We start from the raw sequence: 16840 nt of genomic DNA, 5'->3' as shown, positions 1-16840 counted from the left end.
CGGCGTCACCGACCGGCTGCCGCCTCGGCGCTGATCCGCGACGTCCGCGATGTCCGTGACGCGGCGGGGCGGCGCAGGTGGGCTGCGGCGTAGACGAGGGTCGCTGCGGCCATGATCGCGAAGCTCGGCGGGCAGCGCGGGATCCACGCCGCCGCGGCCAGGCCGACCCACATCTCCCCCACCGCCAGCGCGGCGGCCAGCGCCAGGCCGTGGAAGGGCCGGTCGGTCAGCCGGACCGCCGCACCCGCGGGCGCGGCCAACAGGCCGAGCAGCAGCAGCGAGCCGACCGCCTGGGTGGCCTCTCCGGCGGTGACCCCGACGAGGACGAGGAACGCCAGCCCGAGTGCCTTGACCGGCACGCCGCGCGCGGCGGCCACGCCCTCGTCGAGGGTGGCGAAGAGCAGCGGCCGCGCGATCAGCACGACGACGACCGCGACGGAGGCGGCGACCAGCACGGCGACCAGGGTCTGTCCGCCGTCGAGTCCGAAGATCGAGCCGAAGAGGACCGTGGTGCCCGCGCCGCCGTTGCCCATGCCGCTGGCCGAGGTGGTGTAGAGGGTCAGGAAGAAGGAGCCCAGGCCGAGGATCCAGGCGAAGGCGCTGCCGATGACGACGTCGTCGGCCTTGCCCCGGCGGCCGATCCCGCCCAGCAGCAGCGCGACCAGGACGCAGCCGAGGAAGAGGCCGAGCCGCAGGTCGTAGCCGGCGGCGAGCGCCGCCATCGCGCCGGTGAAGGCGACGTGGCTGAGCGCGTCGGCGGTGAACACCTGGGCGCGCAGGACCAGGAAGTAGCCGACCAGCCCGGCCGCGAGCGCGATGAACGTGCCCGCCAGCAGCGCGTGCTGGAAGAACGGCTGCGACCAGGCCGAGGCCCCCTGCGTAACGGCGAGCAGCCTCATGCGGCACCCGCCGTCATGAGCGGGACGCGCCTGCGGTCGGTCGCCGACCGCAGCGCGCGGGCGGCGTAGGCGAGCAGGAAGAGGCCGAAGGCGAAGCTGGTCACGAAGAATCCGAGCGGGTAGTTCCAGTAGAACGCGGCCACCAATCCCGCCCAGGTCACCGCGAAGCCGATCACGACCGTCAGCAGCAGGCTCAGTGCGGGCCGTGCCGTGAGCACCTGGGCGGTCGCGGCGGGCAGCACCATCAGCGCGAAGACCAGCAACGCGCCGGTGATCTGCGCGGCCTCCGCGGTCGCCGCGCCGAGCAGCACCAGGAAGGCCGTCGACAGCGCCCGCACCGGGACTCCGCGTGCGGCGGCGACCACCGGGTCGACCGAGGCGAACAGCAGTGGTCGGCCGATCGCCACGAGCACTGCCAGCACCACGAGCCCGGCGACCGCCAGAGTGGTCACCTGGCCGGTGGTGATGCCGAGGAAGTTGCCGAAGAGCAGCGCCTGCGGCCCCTCCAGCAGCCCCTTGTACAGGGCCATGAACAGGTAGCCGCAGGCCAGCAGGAAGGCCTGAACGACGCCGGTGGCGGCGGACTCCTCCGAGCCGCCGACCGGCTTGCCCCGCTGCAGCGCGGCGATGACCAGCGCGGCGGCCAGACCGAACCCGAAGTAGCCCAGGCTGAGGCTGAACCCGGCCAGCGTCGCGAACGCGGCACCGGGGAAGGCGACCACGGAGAGCGTGTGCGCGGCGAAGGTCTGCCGCCGCAGCACCACGAACCAGCCCACCGCGCCCGCGACCAGGGCGACGATCGCGCCGGCGCGGAAGGCGTTGACCATGAACGGGAAGGACCACATCTGCTGGAAGTCGCTCAGCAGGTTCCAGGAGAAGCCGGTCGACCCCACGTCAGCTCCCGGCCTGGTGACGGTCGGTGTGGTGTGCCGGGGCCTCGGGCTGGCCGACGACGACCAGGCGTCCGTCCTTGGTGGAGAGCACCTCGACGGGGGTGCGGTAGAGGCGGGTCAGCGTCTCGGAGTTGATGACCTCGCTCGGCGGACCGCAGACCGCGCCGCCCTCGGCGATGTACACCACCCGGTCCAGGTGGTGCAGGATCGGGTTGACGTCGTGCGCGACCATCACGACCGCCACACCTTCCTGGTGGCAGATCCGGCCGATCAGGGCCGCGACGGCGCTCTGGTTGGGCAGGTCCAGGCTGTCCAAGGGCTCGTCCAGCAGCAGTACTTCGGGGCGGCGCACCAGCGCCTGCGCGATCAGCAGTCGCTGCTGCTCTCCGCCCGAGCACTCCCCGATCGGCCGGTGCGCGTAGGCGCTCGCGCCGACCAGCTCGATCACCTCGGCGACGCGGTCGCGCTCGGCGCGCTTGTTGCGGCCCCAGGGCAGCGGCACGCCCCAACGGTCGCCGTCCAGGCCCATCCGGACGATGTCGACGCCCCGGATCCGCAGGCCCGCGTCGAAGCTGCGTCGTTGCGGCAGGTAGCCGACGCGGCTGCCCGCCTCGCCGGGACGCCGGCCGAGCACGCGTATCTCGCCCTCGGCGGCGGGCAGCACGCCGAGCAGCACCTTCACCAGCGTCGACTTGCCGACCCCGTTCGGCCCCAGTACGGCGACGAACTCGCCTGCCTGGACCTCCAGATCCACCCCGGACCACAGCGTCCGCCCGCCGACCCTCGCCGCCGCGCCGCACAGGCACAGCACCGGCTCGGACTGCGCACGCTCCGACGTGGGTGCGGGCTCCGTCTGCACGATCGGGTTCATGGCGTCACTTCCCTGTGGCCTGGTGGAGGGCCTGCTCCAGGCCCTGGAGCTGACTCGTCTGCCACTGCTGGAAGGTCGCGTTCGCCGGTGCCAGGGTCTCGGTGACGGTGGCGACGGGGATGCCCTCGGACTTGGCCAGCTTCACCTGGGCGACGACATCCGGGGTGGAGTTCTGGCTGTTGTAGACGTAGACCTTGATCTGCTTGCCCTTGAGCTGCTGATCGATCAGGGCCTTGTCGGCGGCGGTCGGGTCGGTGCCCTCGCTCATCGCGTTCAGGAAGGCCGCGGGCGTCAGCAGCTTCAGTCCGAGACCGTCGGCGAGCGGGGTCACGATGGACTCCGAGGCGCCGATCGGCGTGCCTGCGTACTTGGCCTTGATGTCGCTGATGAGCTGGTTGTACGAGGCCAAGGTCTGCGTCTCGAAGGTCTGCTTCTGCTGGTCGAAGTAGGCGGCGTCAGCCGGGTCGATCTTCTTGTAGTCGGCGGTGATCTGCTCGATCATCTGGTGCACGTTGTCCGGCGAGTACCAGCGGTGCGGGTTCCCGCCCGGCTGGATGCCGACCAGGTCGCCGACCTTCAGCTCGGTCCGACCGGTTGCCGGGTTGCTCGCCAGCAGCTTGTCCGCCCAGGCGTCGTAGCCGATCCCGTTGACGATCACGTATTGCGCCGTCGCGACGGACCGGGCGTCGGCGGCCGTGGGCTCGTAGGAGTGCGGGTCGGTGTCCGGGTTCGTGATCACGCTGGTCACGTGCGCGTGCTCGCCGCCGAGCTGGGTGGCGATGCTGCCCCAGAAGTTCTCGGCGGCGACCACCTGGATCACCTTGCCGCTCCCGGCGGCGGGGCCGCCCGCGGAGGTGGAGGGGGCCGCGGTCGAGCAGGCGCTCAACGTCACGCCGAGTGCGAGCACCGCTGCGCCGAACGCCGACCGGCGGAGACGGCGGGCCGAACGGGACAGAGCGGGCGCACTCATGCGGTGGTCCTCCAGAAGACGTGGACGTCTGCCCGACGGGTGGGCCGACTCCTCCACGCTAAGTGGGAACGGTTTTCATCACTAGTCCAAATGGGTGCGCGATGAAAATCATTACCAAATCTTGACCTGTCTGCCCCGAGTGCGGCCACGAGTGGCAGCGCGCGGCGACCACCGCCGACGCCGGGGCCGACGCCGGCGACGACGACATCGACTGCAGGATCGACGGCATCGGCGCGATGCAGCTGAAGTCGAGCGTCGTCCGCAAGGCCTGACCGGGGCCGCCACCAGGCGTTCGGCCCTCAGGCCTGCGCGAGGCGCAGGGCCAGGCCGTCCAGGACGACCTCCAGGCCGTAGGCGAACTTGCTGTCGCGGATCTCGACCGGGTCGGCGGGCGGGGACGCGTAGGACTCGGCCAGGTGGTCGTGCTCGGCGGCGGCCTGCTGGGCGGCGGGCATGAGGCGGGCGATGAAGTCGGCCTCGGTCTCGCCCGAGCGGGCGACCGTCGTCAGCCAGGCGGCTTCCGTGGTGCTCATTCCGATCACGTACGAGAGCAGGGTGTCGATCGCGCGGCCGGGCTCTGGGAAGCCGGCGGCCGTGAAGAGCGCGGCCAGGCGCTCCGAGAAGGACATCAGATTGGGCCCCAGGTAGGCGAGGCCCGCCTGCCCGAGGACCGAGGACAGCCACGGGTGCCGCAGCGCCGTCGCCCGGAACGACGCGGCCGCCTCCGTGGCCGCCGCGCGCCAGTCGGGGCCACCGGCGGGCGGCACCGCGATCTCGGCGACGATCTCGTCCACCGCGAGCTCCATCAGCTCGTCCTTGGTCGCGACGTGCCGGTAGAGGGAGGTCGCACCGGCGTTCAGACGGGCGCCGAGCTTGCGCATGCTCAGCGCCTCGATGCCGTCCGCGTCCAGCATGACGATCGCCTCCCTGACGATCGATGCCCGACTGAGCGCGGGCTGGTCGGGCTCGCGCTGCTGCCGGGCCCACACGGACGGGAGCTGCTTCGTCTTTTCGGCGGCCATGGCACTCCTTCTGCGTCTGCGACTACTTGTGGACCTACTTCGGCGCACACCGTTCGCATCAAGCGTACGGGATTAAGGTCTTGCGCACACTGTGCGCAGCTGCATACAGTGTTCGCATCGAAGGAACAGTGTGCGCAAGCCTCGAAGGGACGCTCCTGATGGAAACCCGCAATCCGCGTCGTTGGTGGATCCTGATCGTGCTGTGCCTGAGCTCGCTGGTCCTGGTGGTGGACAGCATGGCGCTGACCGTCGCCGTGCCGTCGATGACCAGGGAGATCGGCGCGAGCGCCCAGGACACGCAGTGGATCCTCGACTCCTACATCCTGGTCTTCGCGGGCCTGCTGCTCGCCTCCGGCAGCCTCGGTGACCGCTTCGGCCGCCGCAAAGTGATGATCATCGGCTTGCTGCTCTTCGGGGTCGCGTCGCTCGCCGCGACCTTCTGCACGAACGCCGGCGAGGTGATCGGCGTGCGGATCGCGATGGGCGTCGGCGGTGCGCTGATCATGCCCTCGACGCTGTCGATCCTGATCACCGTCTTCGACGACGAGGAGCGCGGCAAGGCGATGGCGCTGTGGAGCTCGGTGTCGATGCTCGGCCTGGTCGGCAGCCCGGTGCTCGGCGGCATCCTGATCGCGCACTTCTCCTGGCACTCGATCTTCTTCATCAACGTCCCGGTCGTCGCGCTGGCCGTGCTGGCGGGTCTCACCCTGATGCCGGAGTCGAAGGGCCCGTGGCAGAAGCCCGACCCGCTCGGCGCGATCCTCTCCGCGGTCGGCATGACCGCGCTGATCTGGTGGATCATCGACATCCCGCAGCACGGCGCCTTCGGTGGGCGCGGCGCCGTCACCCTGGCCACCGCGGTCCTCGCCCTCGCCGGCTTCATGGTCTGGGAGAACATCACCCCCGCGCCGATGGCCCCGCTGGTCCTCTTCAAGCACCGCAACTTCAGCGGCGGCTCGCTCTCGCTGACCCTCGTTCAGATCGGCAACGGCGGCCTGCTGCTGGTCCTCACCCAGTACCTGCAGTTCGTGCTCGGCTACTCGCCGGTCAAGGCGGGCTTGGCCTTCGTGCCGCTGGCCGTCGCCGCGCTGGTCGGCAACGGCTTCGGCGCCCAGCTCGCCGCGAAGATCGGCAACCGCCTCCTGGTGCTGGTCGGCATGCTCGTCATGGCCTCCTCCTTCGCCCTGTTGACCACGGTCTCGGCCGACACGGGCTTCACGGTCCCCGCTGTCGCGCTGGGTCTGCTCGGCCTCGGGGCGGGCCTGGCGATGCCGGCCGCGGTCGGCGCGCTGATGGGCACCATCCCGCCGGAGCAGGCGGGCGTCGGCTCCGCCCTGAACGACACCATCGGGCAGGCCGGCACCGCGCTGGGCATCGCGATCCTCGGCTCGCTGCTCTCCAGCGGCTTCGCCGCCCGGATGCCCGCCACCACCTCCGGCGAGGCGAAGCACTCGATCGCCGGTGCCATCGCCGCCGCCCACGGTGACAACGGCCTGATCCACGCCGCCAGGGAGGCGTTCACCTCGGCGATGTCGACCACCTTCACCGTCAGCGCGATCGGCGTCGTCGCCGCCGCCGTGCTGGCCGCGGTGGTCATGCGCGACACCAAGCCCACCGCGACCTCGGAGGCCGCGGCGGAGGCCGAGGAGCCCGCCCTCGCCGCCTGACCTCCACCACCACCGGCACGAAGACCGGCGCCCCCACGGGGCGCCGGTCTTCTCCGCGTCTGCCTGGGATCAGGCGTGCCGCTCCCCGAAGACGTGAAGCGCGGGCAGGGCCTGCTGGTCGAAGTCGAAGAGGGCCTGGTTCTCCCAGGCGTTGCCCGAGGCGGGGTCGGCCGGGTCCCAGCCGTTGCCGGGGACCGCCGTCCAGGTCCCCTCCCAGTAGAAGTAGCCCAGCCCGCGCCCGTTCGGCACGGCGGCGACGGTGTCGGCGAGCGTCTGCACCCACGCCTGCTGACCCGCCGGGGTGGCCGGGTAGCCAGGGACCAGTTGGTCCGCCGAGTCGATCATGTTGGCGAGGGAGTCCGCGCTGTCCAGCCGGAACGGGTACCCGGTCTCGGCGACCAGCACGTCCTTGTCGTAACGCGCGCTGACGTCGGCGAGGTTGGCCGCCAGGCCGGAGACCGGACCGTGCCAGTAGGGGTAGAAGGAAGCGCCGATGACGTCGAAGGGGATCTGGTAGGTCATCGCGTTGTCGAACCACCACCGGTACAGGCCGTTGTCGCCGCCGTTGGCCAGGTGCAGCACGATCCGGGTACGCGGCGAGACGGCGTGCGCGGCGGCGATACCGGACTTCAACAGCGCCGCCAGCTGCTCCCAGTGGTTCCAGTCGCCGTCCGGCCAGAGCATCCCGCCGTTCAGCTCGTTGCCGATCTGCACCAGCGCCGCCGGGGTTCCCTGCGCGGCGAGCGCGCCCAGCACGTCGGCGGTGTGGTCGTACACCGCGCGCTTGAGGCCCTCGAGGTCGTCCTGGGCCCAGGCTGCGGGCTTGAACTGCTTGCCGGGATCGGCCCAGGTGTCGGAGTAGTGGAAGTCCACCATCAGCCGCACCCCGGCCGCGTGCAGCCGCCGTGCCATCGGCAGGATCTGACGCTTCGTGTTGTAGCCGTCGGCGGGGTTGACCCAGCACTTGAGCCGGGCGTGGCTGACCCCGGCCTCGGCCAGGATCCGCACCGCGTCCCCACGCCGCCCGTCCTCGTCCCGGTACACCCCACCGAGCGCCTCGCTCTTGGCGAGCGACGAGATGTCGACGCCCCGCACCCGCAGGCCCCTGCCTTCTGCACCGGCCGCGCCGGCCGCGCTTGCAGCGCTTGCAGCGCCGGGGAGGACGAGCGGGAGCGAACTGGCTGCGGCTGCGGTCGCCATCGCCTTGATCAGCGTGCGTCGTTGCACGGACATGCCTCCTTGATCGCGAAATGCCCGGAGAATCCGTGCTGCGCTGATGGTTTTTCAAACAAGGAGCAACAGATTCAAACGGTGAAGCTAGGGTCCAGGAAAGCCGCCGTCAAGGACTTGGCACGTATGGGAAAAGCACAGCGAAAAGCACAGTCCGGCACAGCGCGGAACACAGCGCCGTACCGGACCTGACCTGCGCGTCCGCCTACCGCTCGCTCCCGAGGAGCCACTGCCGCTCACCGTCGTGCCACCGGCCGGTCGGCGCGAGTCCTGCGGCGCGGGCCACGGCCGCCGAGGCATGGTGGTCGGGGTGCACATGGGCGATCACGGTCGGAATCTGACTCCGCCCGAGCCAGTCGACCAGCGCGCGGGCCGACTCGGTGGCGATGCCGCGGCCTTGCCAACTCGTGCCCACCACCCAGGCGATCTCGCCGACAGCACCGCTCGGCGAGGCCGTGACCGTCGCCTGGACGGTCCCCACGAGTCGGCCCTCCTCACGCAGTCGGATCACCCAGTTCCACCAGACGACGTCCGGATCCGGCGAACCGGCGACCAGGCGCTCGTAGCGGGCGCGAAGGTCGGCAGGCGTCGCCGGCTCGCCGCCGATGAACTCGTGCAGCGCCGGATCGCCGAGCACCGCGGCCATCTTGTCGGCGTGCCCGACCTCGAGGGGCAGCAGATCGATCCGCGCGGCGGAGACGATCTCCGGCTGGGGGCCGCGCGTCACTTCGCGCTGCCCTCGGCGAGCGTGTGCGCGACAAGGGCGGAGGCGTGACCGTGGCCCAGGCCGTGCTCGGACTTGAGCCAGGAGACGAGCTCCATGTGCTTGGTGAGGGGCGAGGTGCGGATGAGGTCCTTCCACTCCGCGATCGGGCGGCCGTACTTCTTCTCGATCGAGGGGAAGTAGCTGGCGGGTCCCTTGACGACGGCGTCGCTCATGTTCGTACTGTCCTGTCTCTGTGCACGCGTTGGTGTGATCGTGATTCTGTAGGCCCGCACCGCTCCGCGCGGGGCTCACACGCCGCGGCGGAAGGGATCGGCGATCACCTGCGATGCGGGAACGACCGGGAACGCGCCTCGTCGCCGTTGCGGCGGCTCAGGGGAGTTTGACCGCCAGCAGGTCGGTCCGGAGGACTTCGGGGACGGCCGCGAACATCCGGGGCCCGATCTGCTTCAGGACGTCGGCGATCTTTCCGTCGAAGTGCGCGGCGCGGCCCTCCTCGTCGTCGAAGGTGTCGAAGATCCCGAACACGGTCGGGCCCTCCTTGAAGGCGAACCAGGTGACCGTGCCCTCCTCGGCGCGGGCCAGCTCCAAGGCGTCCCGTAGTGCCACCTCGACCTGGGCGGCGTACTCGGGCCTGGCCTCGATCCGGACCCGGAATCCCACCTGAGACATGCGCTGCTCCATCCTCTTCGGTTCCGGCCGGCGACCGCCGACCCCTCCACGAAGCTATGGCCTGGGCTCCCGGCTCAGCGGTGGCGGATCCGGCACATCCGATACCGTTCCCGCCATGCGCGTAGCTGTCCTCGTCCTCGACGGCGTCTTCGACTCCGGCCTCGCCGCAGTGCTGGACATCCTGCAGTGCGCCAACACCCTGCGGAAGCGACTTCCCCAACCCCCGCCCGCCTGGCAGGTACGGACAGTCGGCTTCGCCGACACCGTGCGCACCGGCGCGGGGCACCAGGTCACCGCCGAATCCGTCGCCCACGTCGACGAGTGCGACCTGCTGCTGATCCCCGGCGTGGCCGAGCGGCGTCCCGAGGAGCTGGTGGCCTACCTGTCGGGCCCGCGCGCCGCCCCGGCGCGCGAGTTGATCACCCGGGCACGTGCTCGGCGCACGTCGATCGCCACCGCCTGCGCCGGCACCTTCCTGCTCGCCGAGGCCGGAATCCTGGACGGCCTCAGCGTCACCACCACCTGGTGGCTCGGACCGCTTTTCCGCAGCCGCTACCCGAAGGTGACGCTCGATCAGAACCGGATGGTGAACGACTGCGACGGCGTCACGACCGCGGGCGCCGCCTTCGCCCACGTCGACCTGGCGCTGACCCTGGTCCGCCGACGCAGTCCCTCGCTGAGCGACCTGGTCGCCAACTACCTCGTCATCGACGAACGTCCGTCCCAGGCCGCCCACACCATGTCCGGCGCCCTGGCCGCGGGCGACCCCACGGTCGCCGCATTCGAGCGCTGGGCCCGCGACCACCTCCACGAACCGCTCAGCGTCACGGACGCCGCTCGCGCCCTCGGCGTCAGCGAACGCACGCTGCAGCGCACCACCCGTGCCGTGCTCGGGGTCTCACCCGTCCGCTTCGTCCAGGACCTCCGCGTCGAACAGGCCACCCACCTGCTGCGCACCACCGACCGGACGATCGAGACCATCGCCCGCCGCGTCGGCTACGAGAGCGCCAACACCCTCCGCGTCCTCCTCCGCGACCGCACCGGCAAATCCGCAGCCCAGCTCCGCCGTTGAGCGGGGCGCACCGCGCGCCTAGCGGCGTTCGTCGGTGCCGGCGACCTTGCCGGTGCTGATGGCGAGGCGGTTCCAGGTGTTGATCGCGAAGATGATCGCGAGGACGTGACCGAGTTCGGCTTCGTCGAACTGGGCTGCGGCCTGCGCGTACACCTCGTCCTCGACGCCGTCGGCCGCGACCAGCGTCACCGCTTCGGTCAGTGCGAGCGCGGCCTGCTCCTTGGCGGAGAAGAACTGCGCAGCCTCGCGCCAGACCGCGACCATGTGCAGTCGCAGGTCGTCCTCGCCGGCCTTGCGGGCATCGCTGACGTGCATGTGGAGGCAGTACGCGCAGCCGTTCAGCTGGGAGGAGCGGATCTGGATCAGCTCGACCAGTGCCGGGTCCAGACCCTCGCGGGCGGCGGCGTCGAAACCGATGAGGGCCTTGAACGCCTTGGGCGCGGCGGCGGCGAAGTTGACTCGGGAAGCGGTGGTGTTCGTCGTCATGATCACTACGATAGAGAGCCGACCGACCACTGGAAGGGTGCATTCGGATGCCCGAATCATGGGTCAATTCCGCCGAGCGCGTCGGCGCCGACCTGCATCTCCAGCTGGCCGCGACCGGTCCGCGCCGCGCCGCGCTCGCCCGGGCGCTGCGCGAGGCGATCCAGGACGGGCGGCTGGGCACGGGGGTCAGGCTGCCGCCGTACCGCTCGCTCGCGGCCGACCTCGGTCTCGCGCGGAACACCGTCGCCGACGCCTACGCGGAGCTGGTCGCCGAGGGCTGGTTGACCGCCCGTCAGGGTTCGGGCACCCGAGTCGCGGAGCGCGCCGTCCCGGCCAAGCCCGCCCGCCTGCCCAAGAAGGCAGCCACCGCTTCCCGCGCGCCCGCCCACAATCTGCTGCAGGGACAGCCGGACGCCTCCTCGTTCCCGAGGAACGCGTGGTCCACCTCGACCCGCCGGGCGCTCGCCGCCGCGCCCAACGAGGCCTTCGGGCCGGGCGATCCCCGGGGCCGGATCGAACTGCGCACGGCACTCGCGCACTACCTCGCCCGGGTCCGAGGCGTCCGGACCAGCCCGGAACGCATCGTGATCTGCTCGGGCTTCTCCGACGCGCTGCGCCTGCTGTTCGGTGGCGGCGTCCTGCGCGGCGCGCTGGCGGTCGAGGCGTACGGCCTGGCCTTCCACCGGGCCCTGCTGGCCGCCGAGGGCGTCCGCACGGTGCCGCTGGGCCTGGACGACCACGGCACCAGGACCGAGGAACTGGCCGGCCGGCGTGCGGTCCGCGCCGCGCTGCTGACCCCCGCGCACCAGTTCCCCCTGGGCGGGCCGCTCGCCCCGGCACGGCGCAACGCGGCGATCGACTGGGCCCGCGCCGGGGGTGGCGTGGTGATCGAGGACGACTACGACGGGGAACTCCGGTACGACCGCGAACCGGTCGGCGCGGTCCAGGCGCTGGACCCCGACCACGTCCTCTACGTCGGGTCGGCGAGCAAGAGCCTGTCGACCGCGCTGCGTCTGGGCTGGATGGTTCTGCCGGAACGGCTGGTCGACCCCGTCCTGGCGACGAAGGGTCAGCGCGAGCGCTGGACCAGCGTGGTGGACCAGCTCACCTTCGCGGACCTGATCACCTCCGGGGCCTACGACCGGCACATCCGGCAGATGCGCCAGCGCTACCGCGACCGCCGCAACCGCCTGACCGCCGTGCTCGCCGAGCGGGCACCGCACATCGAGGTCACCGGGATCGCCGCAGGTCTGCACGCGGTGCTGCGCCTGCCGCCCGGCACCGAGGCCTCCACGGTGAAGGCCGCCTCCTGGCTCGGCCTCGCCCTCGACGGCCTCGCCGGCTACCGCCACCCCGACGCCGACACTCCCCCGCTCGACGGGCTCGTCGTCGGCTACGCCACCCCACCGGACCACGCCTACGCCGCCGCGCTCGACGCGCTCTGCCAGATCCTTCCCGCTATGCCGTGAGCCGACCGTTGACGCCTCACCATCGGGTCAGACCTGGCGCCGCTCCATCGCCGCCGCTCCCATCGTGAGTCCCTCCTCGGCGCCCACGGCCGGATACGTCGTGATCCCGAAGACGTCGCCCCAGGCCAGCCCGATCTCCAGGAGCGGCGCGAAACTCTCCGCCCGGAAGACCACCACGACCGCCGGACTCTCGGCCGAGGTCCAGTACTCGCCCAGCACTTCGAGCCCCTCGGGATACTGCCACTGGGCCCTCCGGCCCAGCGCACCGTCACGCTGATCCCGGCTGAGCCCGGGCTGCCAGTCGAGTGTCATCACGTACAACACGGTGCCTCCTGCGTACGAGGAGAACCCCCTACCCACCAACGCTAGGAGCCCGCCCTCCCACCCGCACTCCGGGGGCGCGGACGTCACGGATCAGGGCGTCGGTCGGGTGACGGTGGTCGTCCAGCCTTGGTCGAGCAGGAGACACGCCTGGTCGACGGCGGCGACGGGGTCGGGGCGGGAGCCGGCGAACGTGAGGATTTCGAGGGTGAACCGGGCGTAGGCGGCGCAGATGAGGTCGTCTGGCGGCCGACCGATCTGGTCGGCGAGCGCGCGGGCCAGAGCGTGTTCGTGGCGCAGCCACATCGTGCGGGAGTACTCGCGCAGGGCCGGGGTCTCCTGGATGAGCCGCTGGAAGTCGGCGAAGCGGGGGTCTCGGGTGTGGGGCGAGTCGACGAAGCCGATGAGGTACGCGCGCAGAGCGCGGGGGACGCTCTGCCCTGGCGGTCGGTCGGTTACCGCGCGGACCAGTGCCGCCTCATTGCTGGCGTCCTCGTCGAAGACCAGGGCCTCTTTGCCCTCGGGGAAGTAGTTGAACAGGGTCGACACCGAAACGTCGGCACCCTCGGCGATCTCGCGGACGCCCACCTGCTCGTAGCCGCGTTCCAGGAACAGCCGCAGCGCCATGTCGGCGATGGCCTGGCGGGTGGCGGCCTTCTTGCGTTCGCGCCGCCCGCCCGCTCCTGCGGGGTCGATCGTCTCTGCCATGCCTGCAACCCTATCCGCCACGCGATAGAATTGGAACGGTTGCATATTTGAAGCGGTTACAAATATCTTGGACGATGCCTGACGAGTCCGCGGCGCCGTCCAGGCCAGGCCGCGGCCGTGATCCGGCGACGTCGAAGGGAACACCATGAACTCCGTAGCACCCTCCCAGGCCAGGATCAGCATCATCGGCGCCGGACCCGGCGGGCTGACCTGCGCGCGCATCCTCCAGCGGCGCGGCGTCGCGGTCACCGTCCACGACCGCGACCCGGGCCCCGACGCCCGCAACCAGGGCGGCACCCTGGACCTGCACGCCGACAACGGACAGATCGCCCTGCGCGAAGCCGGCCTGCTCGAGGAGTTCTTCAGGCTGGCCCGCCCCGAGGGGCAGGAAATGCGCCGGCTGGACCCGACCGGCACGATGACCTCCCACAAGGTCCCGGAGGCCGACGAGCTCTTCAAGCCAGAGATCGACCGCGGCCAACTGCGCGACCTGCTGCTCGACTCCCTGTCACCGGGAACCGTGCACTGGGGCCGCGCCCTCGAGACGATCAGCGGGCCCGCCGACGGGCCGCGGCAGCTGCACTTCGCCGACGGCACGACCGTCGAGACCGATCTGGTCATCGGCGCCGACGGCGCCTTCTCCCGGGTACGCCCGGCCGTGTCCCGCGCGGTCCCCGAGTACACCGGGGTGAGCTTCCTGGAGGCTCGGTTCTCCGATGTCGACGACCGCCACCCCGATATTGCTGCGCTGGTCGGCCCGGGCGGCGCCCATGCCGCCGACGGCGACCGCGGTCTGTTCGCCCAGCGCAACAGCGCAGACCACATCCGCGCCTATCTCATCCAGCGGGTCCCGGTCGACTGGATCGGACAGAGCGGCCTCACCGCCGAGGACACCGACGGCATCCGCGCCCAACTCCTCGACCAGTACGGCAACTGGTCGCCGCGCCTGCGCCAGATGATCACCGACAACGACGGTCCCTACGTCGACCGCCCGATCTTCGCCCTCCCCGTCCCGCACACCTGGGAACACAACCCGACCGTGACCCTGCTCGGCGACGCCGCCCACCTCATGCCCCCGCTCGGGGTCGGCGTCAACCTCGCCATGCTCGACGCCTGCGAACTCGCCCTCGCTCTCGCCGACTCGGCCACCGTCGCCGACGCCATCCGCACCTACGAGAAGACCATGCTCGCCCGCTCCACCGAGACGGCCACCCTCCTCGAAGGCGGCGCCGAGCACCTGCTGACCACCGACCTGCCCGACTTCGGCGATGACAACGACGCTCAGCTCTGACCCCCGCCCGCGCCATGATGCCGGCAGTTGCGTGGCTGTTACGGGAACGGGAGTTGCTCGTCGAGTACGCGCGCGAGGATGACATGCGCCGGACGCGCAACAGGCTCTCCGGCATCGGTCACTGTCTTCTGGGGGACTCCCATATGCGCTCCAACCTGCCTCGCGCTCTCGCGGCGGCCGCTGTCGCTGTGTCAGCCACGCTGCTGCTGGCCGCCTGCAACGGCGGTTCGGGTTCCGGCTCGACCGGTGCGCCGGGCGCCTCCGGCAACTCCACTGCGGGCGCGGCACCGAGTCCGACGGGCGGGCAGACGTCGGGGGCGGTCGCTGCGCCGACCTCGACCGTGGGCACCGTGCAGGACCCCAGTGGTCAGCAGTCGCCATCGATGGACAACCTCGGGAACATCGTCGGTTGCGCGAACCGGACCGCCACCCCGGCGGTGAAGGCCGCGGTCACCCACGCCTACGCCGCGGCGACCGGCCACACCCACATTCAGCCGCGGCCGGGCCAGTTCCTCTACGGGCAGTGCAAGGGCGTGTACTACGCGGCGACCGCGTTCGACCTCACCCCCGGTGCGACCTACGAGGAGAAGGTCGCCGCCCAGGACGACGGCAGCGTCCGCAAGTACTTCATCCTCGCCGGCGGCAACCCATGGGCCATGAACGGCAGCGCCTCGTTCCCCGACACGGGCGGCTGCTTCAACCTGATCCCCCAGCAACTGTCCCAGGAATGGAACAACTGCCCCGCCACCTCCCACTGACCGAACGCACTCTCACCGTCGGGTCAGGACCAGCCGGGGTAGGGCGGGAGCGGCCAGGGAGGCGGGGTCGGCAGCGGGTGATCCGGCTGCAGAGGTGCGGCCGTGCCGCGGCCGGAGAGCCAGGCGAGGAGGGCGTGGCCTGCGCCCGTGATGGTGGGGCCGGTCGGGGCAACGGTCCAGGCGCGGTCCAGATCGGTGGCCTCGATGCGGGAGACACGGAAGTCGCGTGCCGACAGCGTGGCGACTGTGGCCTCGAGGGCCCAGATGACGTATTCGGCAGGCCAGTCGGCGGTGGTGTGGCCGAGGCCCAGGTCGACGTGGTGGGTTTCGAGTTCGCGCCAGGCGCGGTGAAGGGTGAACCAGGCAGGGTGACGCCAGCCCGCGAGGGCGGTCACCATCGTGGGCCAGCGCTCGACGGGCATGGCCTCGGCCTCGTCGAGCATCCGCTCCAGGCTGCCGCACACGTCGGCGACGAGTGCGGCAGCATCGCGTCCGGCGCCCTCGCGCAACGCGCGCTCCAGCGCGGGGCCGTCGGCGCGCGGTCCGGGCTCGCTGCCGGTACGGGCGAGGGCCAGCAGCCATCGGTAGACGTCCGCGCTGCGGGCGACATGGGTGATGACGTGGCCGCGACTCCATCCGGGCAGCGCCGACGGCTCGCGGACCTGAAGGTCGGTGAGAGCGCCGAGGGTGGCAGCGAGCCGCGCGGCGGAACAGCGGACGGCGTCGAGAAGGGCGGCGATGTCCGCCCCGCCGAGTTCGATGGTGTCAGTCACGGGCCGGTACTCTACGGCCGCCCGGGCCCCGGGCGTGTTCTCGCGGTCGGACTACAGGTGCTTGGCGAAGAACGCGGTGAGCTTTTCGGCGACCTGCGGGACGTAGTCCGGCTTCCAGTACAGGTCGATGTGTGAGGCGCCGTCGATGAGGTAGAGCTCCTTGGGCTCCTTCGCCCTCTCGATGGCGTCCTGGCTCATGTAGAGGGTGTCGGCCTCGGTTCCGGCGATCAGCAGCAGCGGGCGCGGGGAGATCAACTCGAGTCCCTCGAAGGGGAAGAACGCCATCTGCTGGCTGAGGCTGGAGAGGGCGAACGTGCCCATGAACCTGGGGTTGGGGTCGATCTCGGAGTAGTACCTGTAGCCCTCCTGATACATCATCGGGATGGTGGACAGGTCGTTCATGTCGAACTTGGGGTTGTCAGCGATCAGGGAGAACATCTCGACCTCACCGCCCGCCGCCTCGCGGGTGCGGGCTTTGCCCGAACGCTCCAGCAGGTCGGTGCGGTACTCCGCCGACTGCGTTCCGCCGACGCCGTCGCGGCGCGCGGAACCGAGGTTGAAGGTGCTCACGCCCGCCACAGCCTTGATCCGCATCTCGGTCTGCGACACGTTGACCGTGTAGCCGCCACCGGCGCAGATGCCCAGGGCGCCGATGCGGTCCTCGTCGACGTCGGGGTGGGTGCTCAGGAAGTCCACCGCGCGGCGGATGTCCTCGACGCGCGCCGAGGGGAACTCCGAGAAGTGCGGCTCGCCGCCGCTCTCGCCCTGGTAGGAGGCGTCGAAGACCAGGGTGATGAAGCCCTGGGCGGCGAGCAGCTTGGCGTAGGTGGTGGGGACCTGCTCCTTGACGGCGCCGAAGGGGTGGGTCACCACGATCGCCGGGTACGTCGTGCCCTGCTGGAAGCCTTCGGGCTTGAACAGGTTGCCGACGACGGTGTTGCCCTTGTTCTGGAAGGTGATGCGTTCCATGGTCGTTTCCTTGCTGTGCGGGGGTGGTGGTTGGTGCGGTGCCGG

At 71.0% G+C, this 16840-nt stretch carries 19 protein-coding genes and 1 pseudogene; 6 read left to right on the top strand and 14 right to left on the bottom strand.

Annotated elements, in window-relative coordinates; translation table 11 throughout:
* Positions 1–5 precede the first annotated feature (5 nt).
* The 4 genes from ABIA32_RS02130 to ABIA32_RS02115 are packed head-to-tail and all read right to left on the bottom strand — an operon-like array spanning position 6 to position 3633.
* The gene (locus tag ABIA32_RS02130; RefSeq protein ID WP_370091951.1) at positions 6–899 is read right to left on the bottom strand and encodes a metal ABC transporter permease; all 894 of its coding nucleotides are present in this window, start codon (positions 897–899) and stop codon (positions 6–8) included.
* Positions 896–1792 (bottom strand): metal ABC transporter permease, encoded by an 897-nt coding sequence (locus ABIA32_RS02125; RefSeq protein ID WP_370091950.1) that lies wholly within the window; start codon positions 1790–1792, stop codon positions 896–898. Before ABIA32_RS02125 ends, ABIA32_RS02130 begins: the two co-directional genes overlap by 4 nt.
* 1 nt (position 1793) lies before the next feature.
* On the bottom strand, positions 1794–2663 hold the full coding sequence (locus ABIA32_RS02120; RefSeq protein ID WP_370091949.1) for a metal ABC transporter ATP-binding protein: 870 nt from the start codon (positions 2661–2663) through the stop codon (positions 1794–1796).
* A gap of 4 nt (positions 2664–2667) precedes the next feature.
* Positions 2668–3633, bottom strand: coding sequence for a metal ABC transporter solute-binding protein, Zn/Mn family (locus ABIA32_RS02115; protein WP_370091948.1), 966 nt, complete (start codon positions 3631–3633; stop codon positions 2668–2670).
* Positions 3634–3833: 200 nt separating this feature from the next.
* Here ABIA32_RS02115 and ABIA32_RS02110 point away from each other — a divergent pair.
* Positions 3834–3905, top strand: a pseudogene (locus tag ABIA32_RS02110) (PhnA domain-containing protein); the annotation flags it as partial.
* A 27-nt stretch (positions 3906–3932) separates the two neighbouring features.
* Here ABIA32_RS02110 and ABIA32_RS02105 read toward each other — a convergent pair.
* On the bottom strand, positions 3933–4655 hold the full coding sequence (locus ABIA32_RS02105) for a TetR/AcrR family transcriptional regulator C-terminal domain-containing protein (protein ID WP_370091947.1): 723 nt from the start codon (positions 4653–4655) through the stop codon (positions 3933–3935).
* Between the two features lie 158 nt (positions 4656–4813).
* On the opposite strand from ABIA32_RS02105, the gene ABIA32_RS02100 reads away from it, so the two are divergent.
* Positions 4814–6322 carry an MFS transporter gene (locus ABIA32_RS02100; protein WP_370091946.1) on the top strand — a complete coding sequence of 503 codons (1509 nt, stop codon included), beginning with the start codon at positions 4814–4816 and terminating at the stop codon, positions 6320–6322.
* A gap of 69 nt (positions 6323–6391) precedes the next feature.
* Here ABIA32_RS02100 and ABIA32_RS02095 read toward each other — a convergent pair whose 3' ends face one another.
* The 4 genes from ABIA32_RS02095 to ABIA32_RS02080 form a co-directional block, all read right to left on the bottom strand.
* The gene (locus tag ABIA32_RS02095; protein ID WP_370091945.1) at positions 6392–7555 is read right to left on the bottom strand and encodes an arabinogalactan endo-beta-1,4-galactanase; all 1164 of its coding nucleotides are present in this window, start codon (positions 7553–7555) and stop codon (positions 6392–6394) included.
* 202 nt (positions 7556–7757) lie between these two features.
* Positions 7758–8279 carry a GNAT family N-acetyltransferase gene (locus tag ABIA32_RS02090; protein ID WP_370091944.1) on the bottom strand — a complete coding sequence of 174 codons (522 nt, stop codon included), beginning with the start codon at positions 8277–8279 and terminating at the stop codon, positions 7758–7760.
* Positions 8276–8491, bottom strand: coding sequence for a DUF4287 domain-containing protein (locus ABIA32_RS02085; RefSeq protein WP_370091942.1), 216 nt, complete (start codon positions 8489–8491; stop codon positions 8276–8278). Before ABIA32_RS02085 ends, ABIA32_RS02090 begins: the two co-directional genes overlap by 4 nt.
* Positions 8492–8648: 157 nt before the next feature.
* Positions 8649–8948 (bottom strand): putative quinol monooxygenase, encoded by a 300-nt coding sequence (locus ABIA32_RS02080; protein WP_370091941.1) that lies wholly within the window; start codon positions 8946–8948, stop codon positions 8649–8651.
* 115 nt (positions 8949–9063) lie between these two features.
* On the opposite strand from ABIA32_RS02080, the gene ABIA32_RS02075 reads away from it, so the two are divergent.
* Positions 9064–10020 carry a GlxA family transcriptional regulator gene (locus ABIA32_RS02075; RefSeq protein WP_370091940.1) on the top strand — a complete coding sequence of 319 codons (957 nt, stop codon included), beginning with the start codon at positions 9064–9066 and terminating at the stop codon, positions 10018–10020.
* 18 nt (positions 10021–10038) lie between these two features.
* Here the strand turns inward: ABIA32_RS02075 and ABIA32_RS02070 are convergent, their stop codons facing one another.
* Positions 10039–10506: a carboxymuconolactone decarboxylase family protein gene (locus ABIA32_RS02070; RefSeq protein ID WP_370091939.1), complete on the bottom strand. Its 468-nt coding sequence runs from the start codon at positions 10504–10506 to the stop codon at positions 10039–10041.
* A 47-nt stretch (positions 10507–10553) separates the two neighbouring features.
* Here ABIA32_RS02070 and ABIA32_RS02065 point away from each other — a divergent pair, with 47 nt between their 5' ends.
* A complete protein-coding gene (locus ABIA32_RS02065) occupies positions 10554–11975 on the top strand; it encodes a PLP-dependent aminotransferase family protein (protein WP_370091938.1) in 1422 nt (473 codons plus the stop codon).
* Positions 11976–12002: 27 nt separating this feature from the next.
* On the opposite strand, the gene ABIA32_RS02060 is transcribed toward ABIA32_RS02065, so the two are convergent.
* Both ABIA32_RS02060 and ABIA32_RS02055 read right to left on the bottom strand, forming a co-directional pair.
* Positions 12003–12299: a DUF3303 domain-containing protein gene (locus tag ABIA32_RS02060; protein ID WP_370091937.1), complete on the bottom strand. Its 297-nt coding sequence runs from the start codon at positions 12297–12299 to the stop codon at positions 12003–12005.
* A gap of 90 nt (positions 12300–12389) precedes the next feature.
* On the bottom strand, positions 12390–13004 hold the full coding sequence (locus tag ABIA32_RS02055; RefSeq protein WP_370091936.1) for a TetR/AcrR family transcriptional regulator: 615 nt from the start codon (positions 13002–13004) through the stop codon (positions 12390–12392).
* A gap of 145 nt (positions 13005–13149) precedes the next feature.
* Between ABIA32_RS02055 and ABIA32_RS02050 the strand changes: the two genes are divergently transcribed.
* Both ABIA32_RS02050 and ABIA32_RS02045 read left to right on the top strand, forming a co-directional pair.
* Entirely contained in the window at positions 13150–14295 is a 1146-nt protein-coding gene (locus ABIA32_RS02050; protein ID WP_370091935.1) for an FAD-dependent oxidoreductase, read from the top strand.
* Positions 14296–14483: 188 nt separating this feature from the next.
* Positions 14484–15053 carry a hypothetical protein gene (locus ABIA32_RS02045; protein WP_370091934.1) on the top strand — a complete coding sequence of 190 codons (570 nt, stop codon included), beginning with the start codon at positions 14484–14486 and terminating at the stop codon, positions 15051–15053.
* A 23-nt stretch (positions 15054–15076) separates the two neighbouring features.
* Here ABIA32_RS02045 and ABIA32_RS02040 read toward each other — a convergent pair whose 3' ends face one another.
* Positions 15077–15826 (bottom strand): maleylpyruvate isomerase family mycothiol-dependent enzyme, encoded by a 750-nt coding sequence (locus ABIA32_RS02040; protein ID WP_370091932.1) that lies wholly within the window; start codon positions 15824–15826, stop codon positions 15077–15079.
* A gap of 51 nt (positions 15827–15877) precedes the next feature.
* Entirely contained in the window at positions 15878–16795 is a 918-nt protein-coding gene (locus ABIA32_RS02035; protein ID WP_370091931.1) for an alpha/beta hydrolase, read from the bottom strand.
* Between the last annotated feature and the right edge of the window lie 45 nt (positions 16796–16840).

Origin of the sequence: Streptacidiphilus sp. MAP12-20 (assembly GCF_041262525.1) — a bacterium.
Lineage (GTDB): Bacteria > Actinomycetota > Actinomycetes > Streptomycetales > Streptomycetaceae > Streptacidiphilus.
This window is presented reverse-complemented; position numbering and strand designations above follow the sequence as displayed.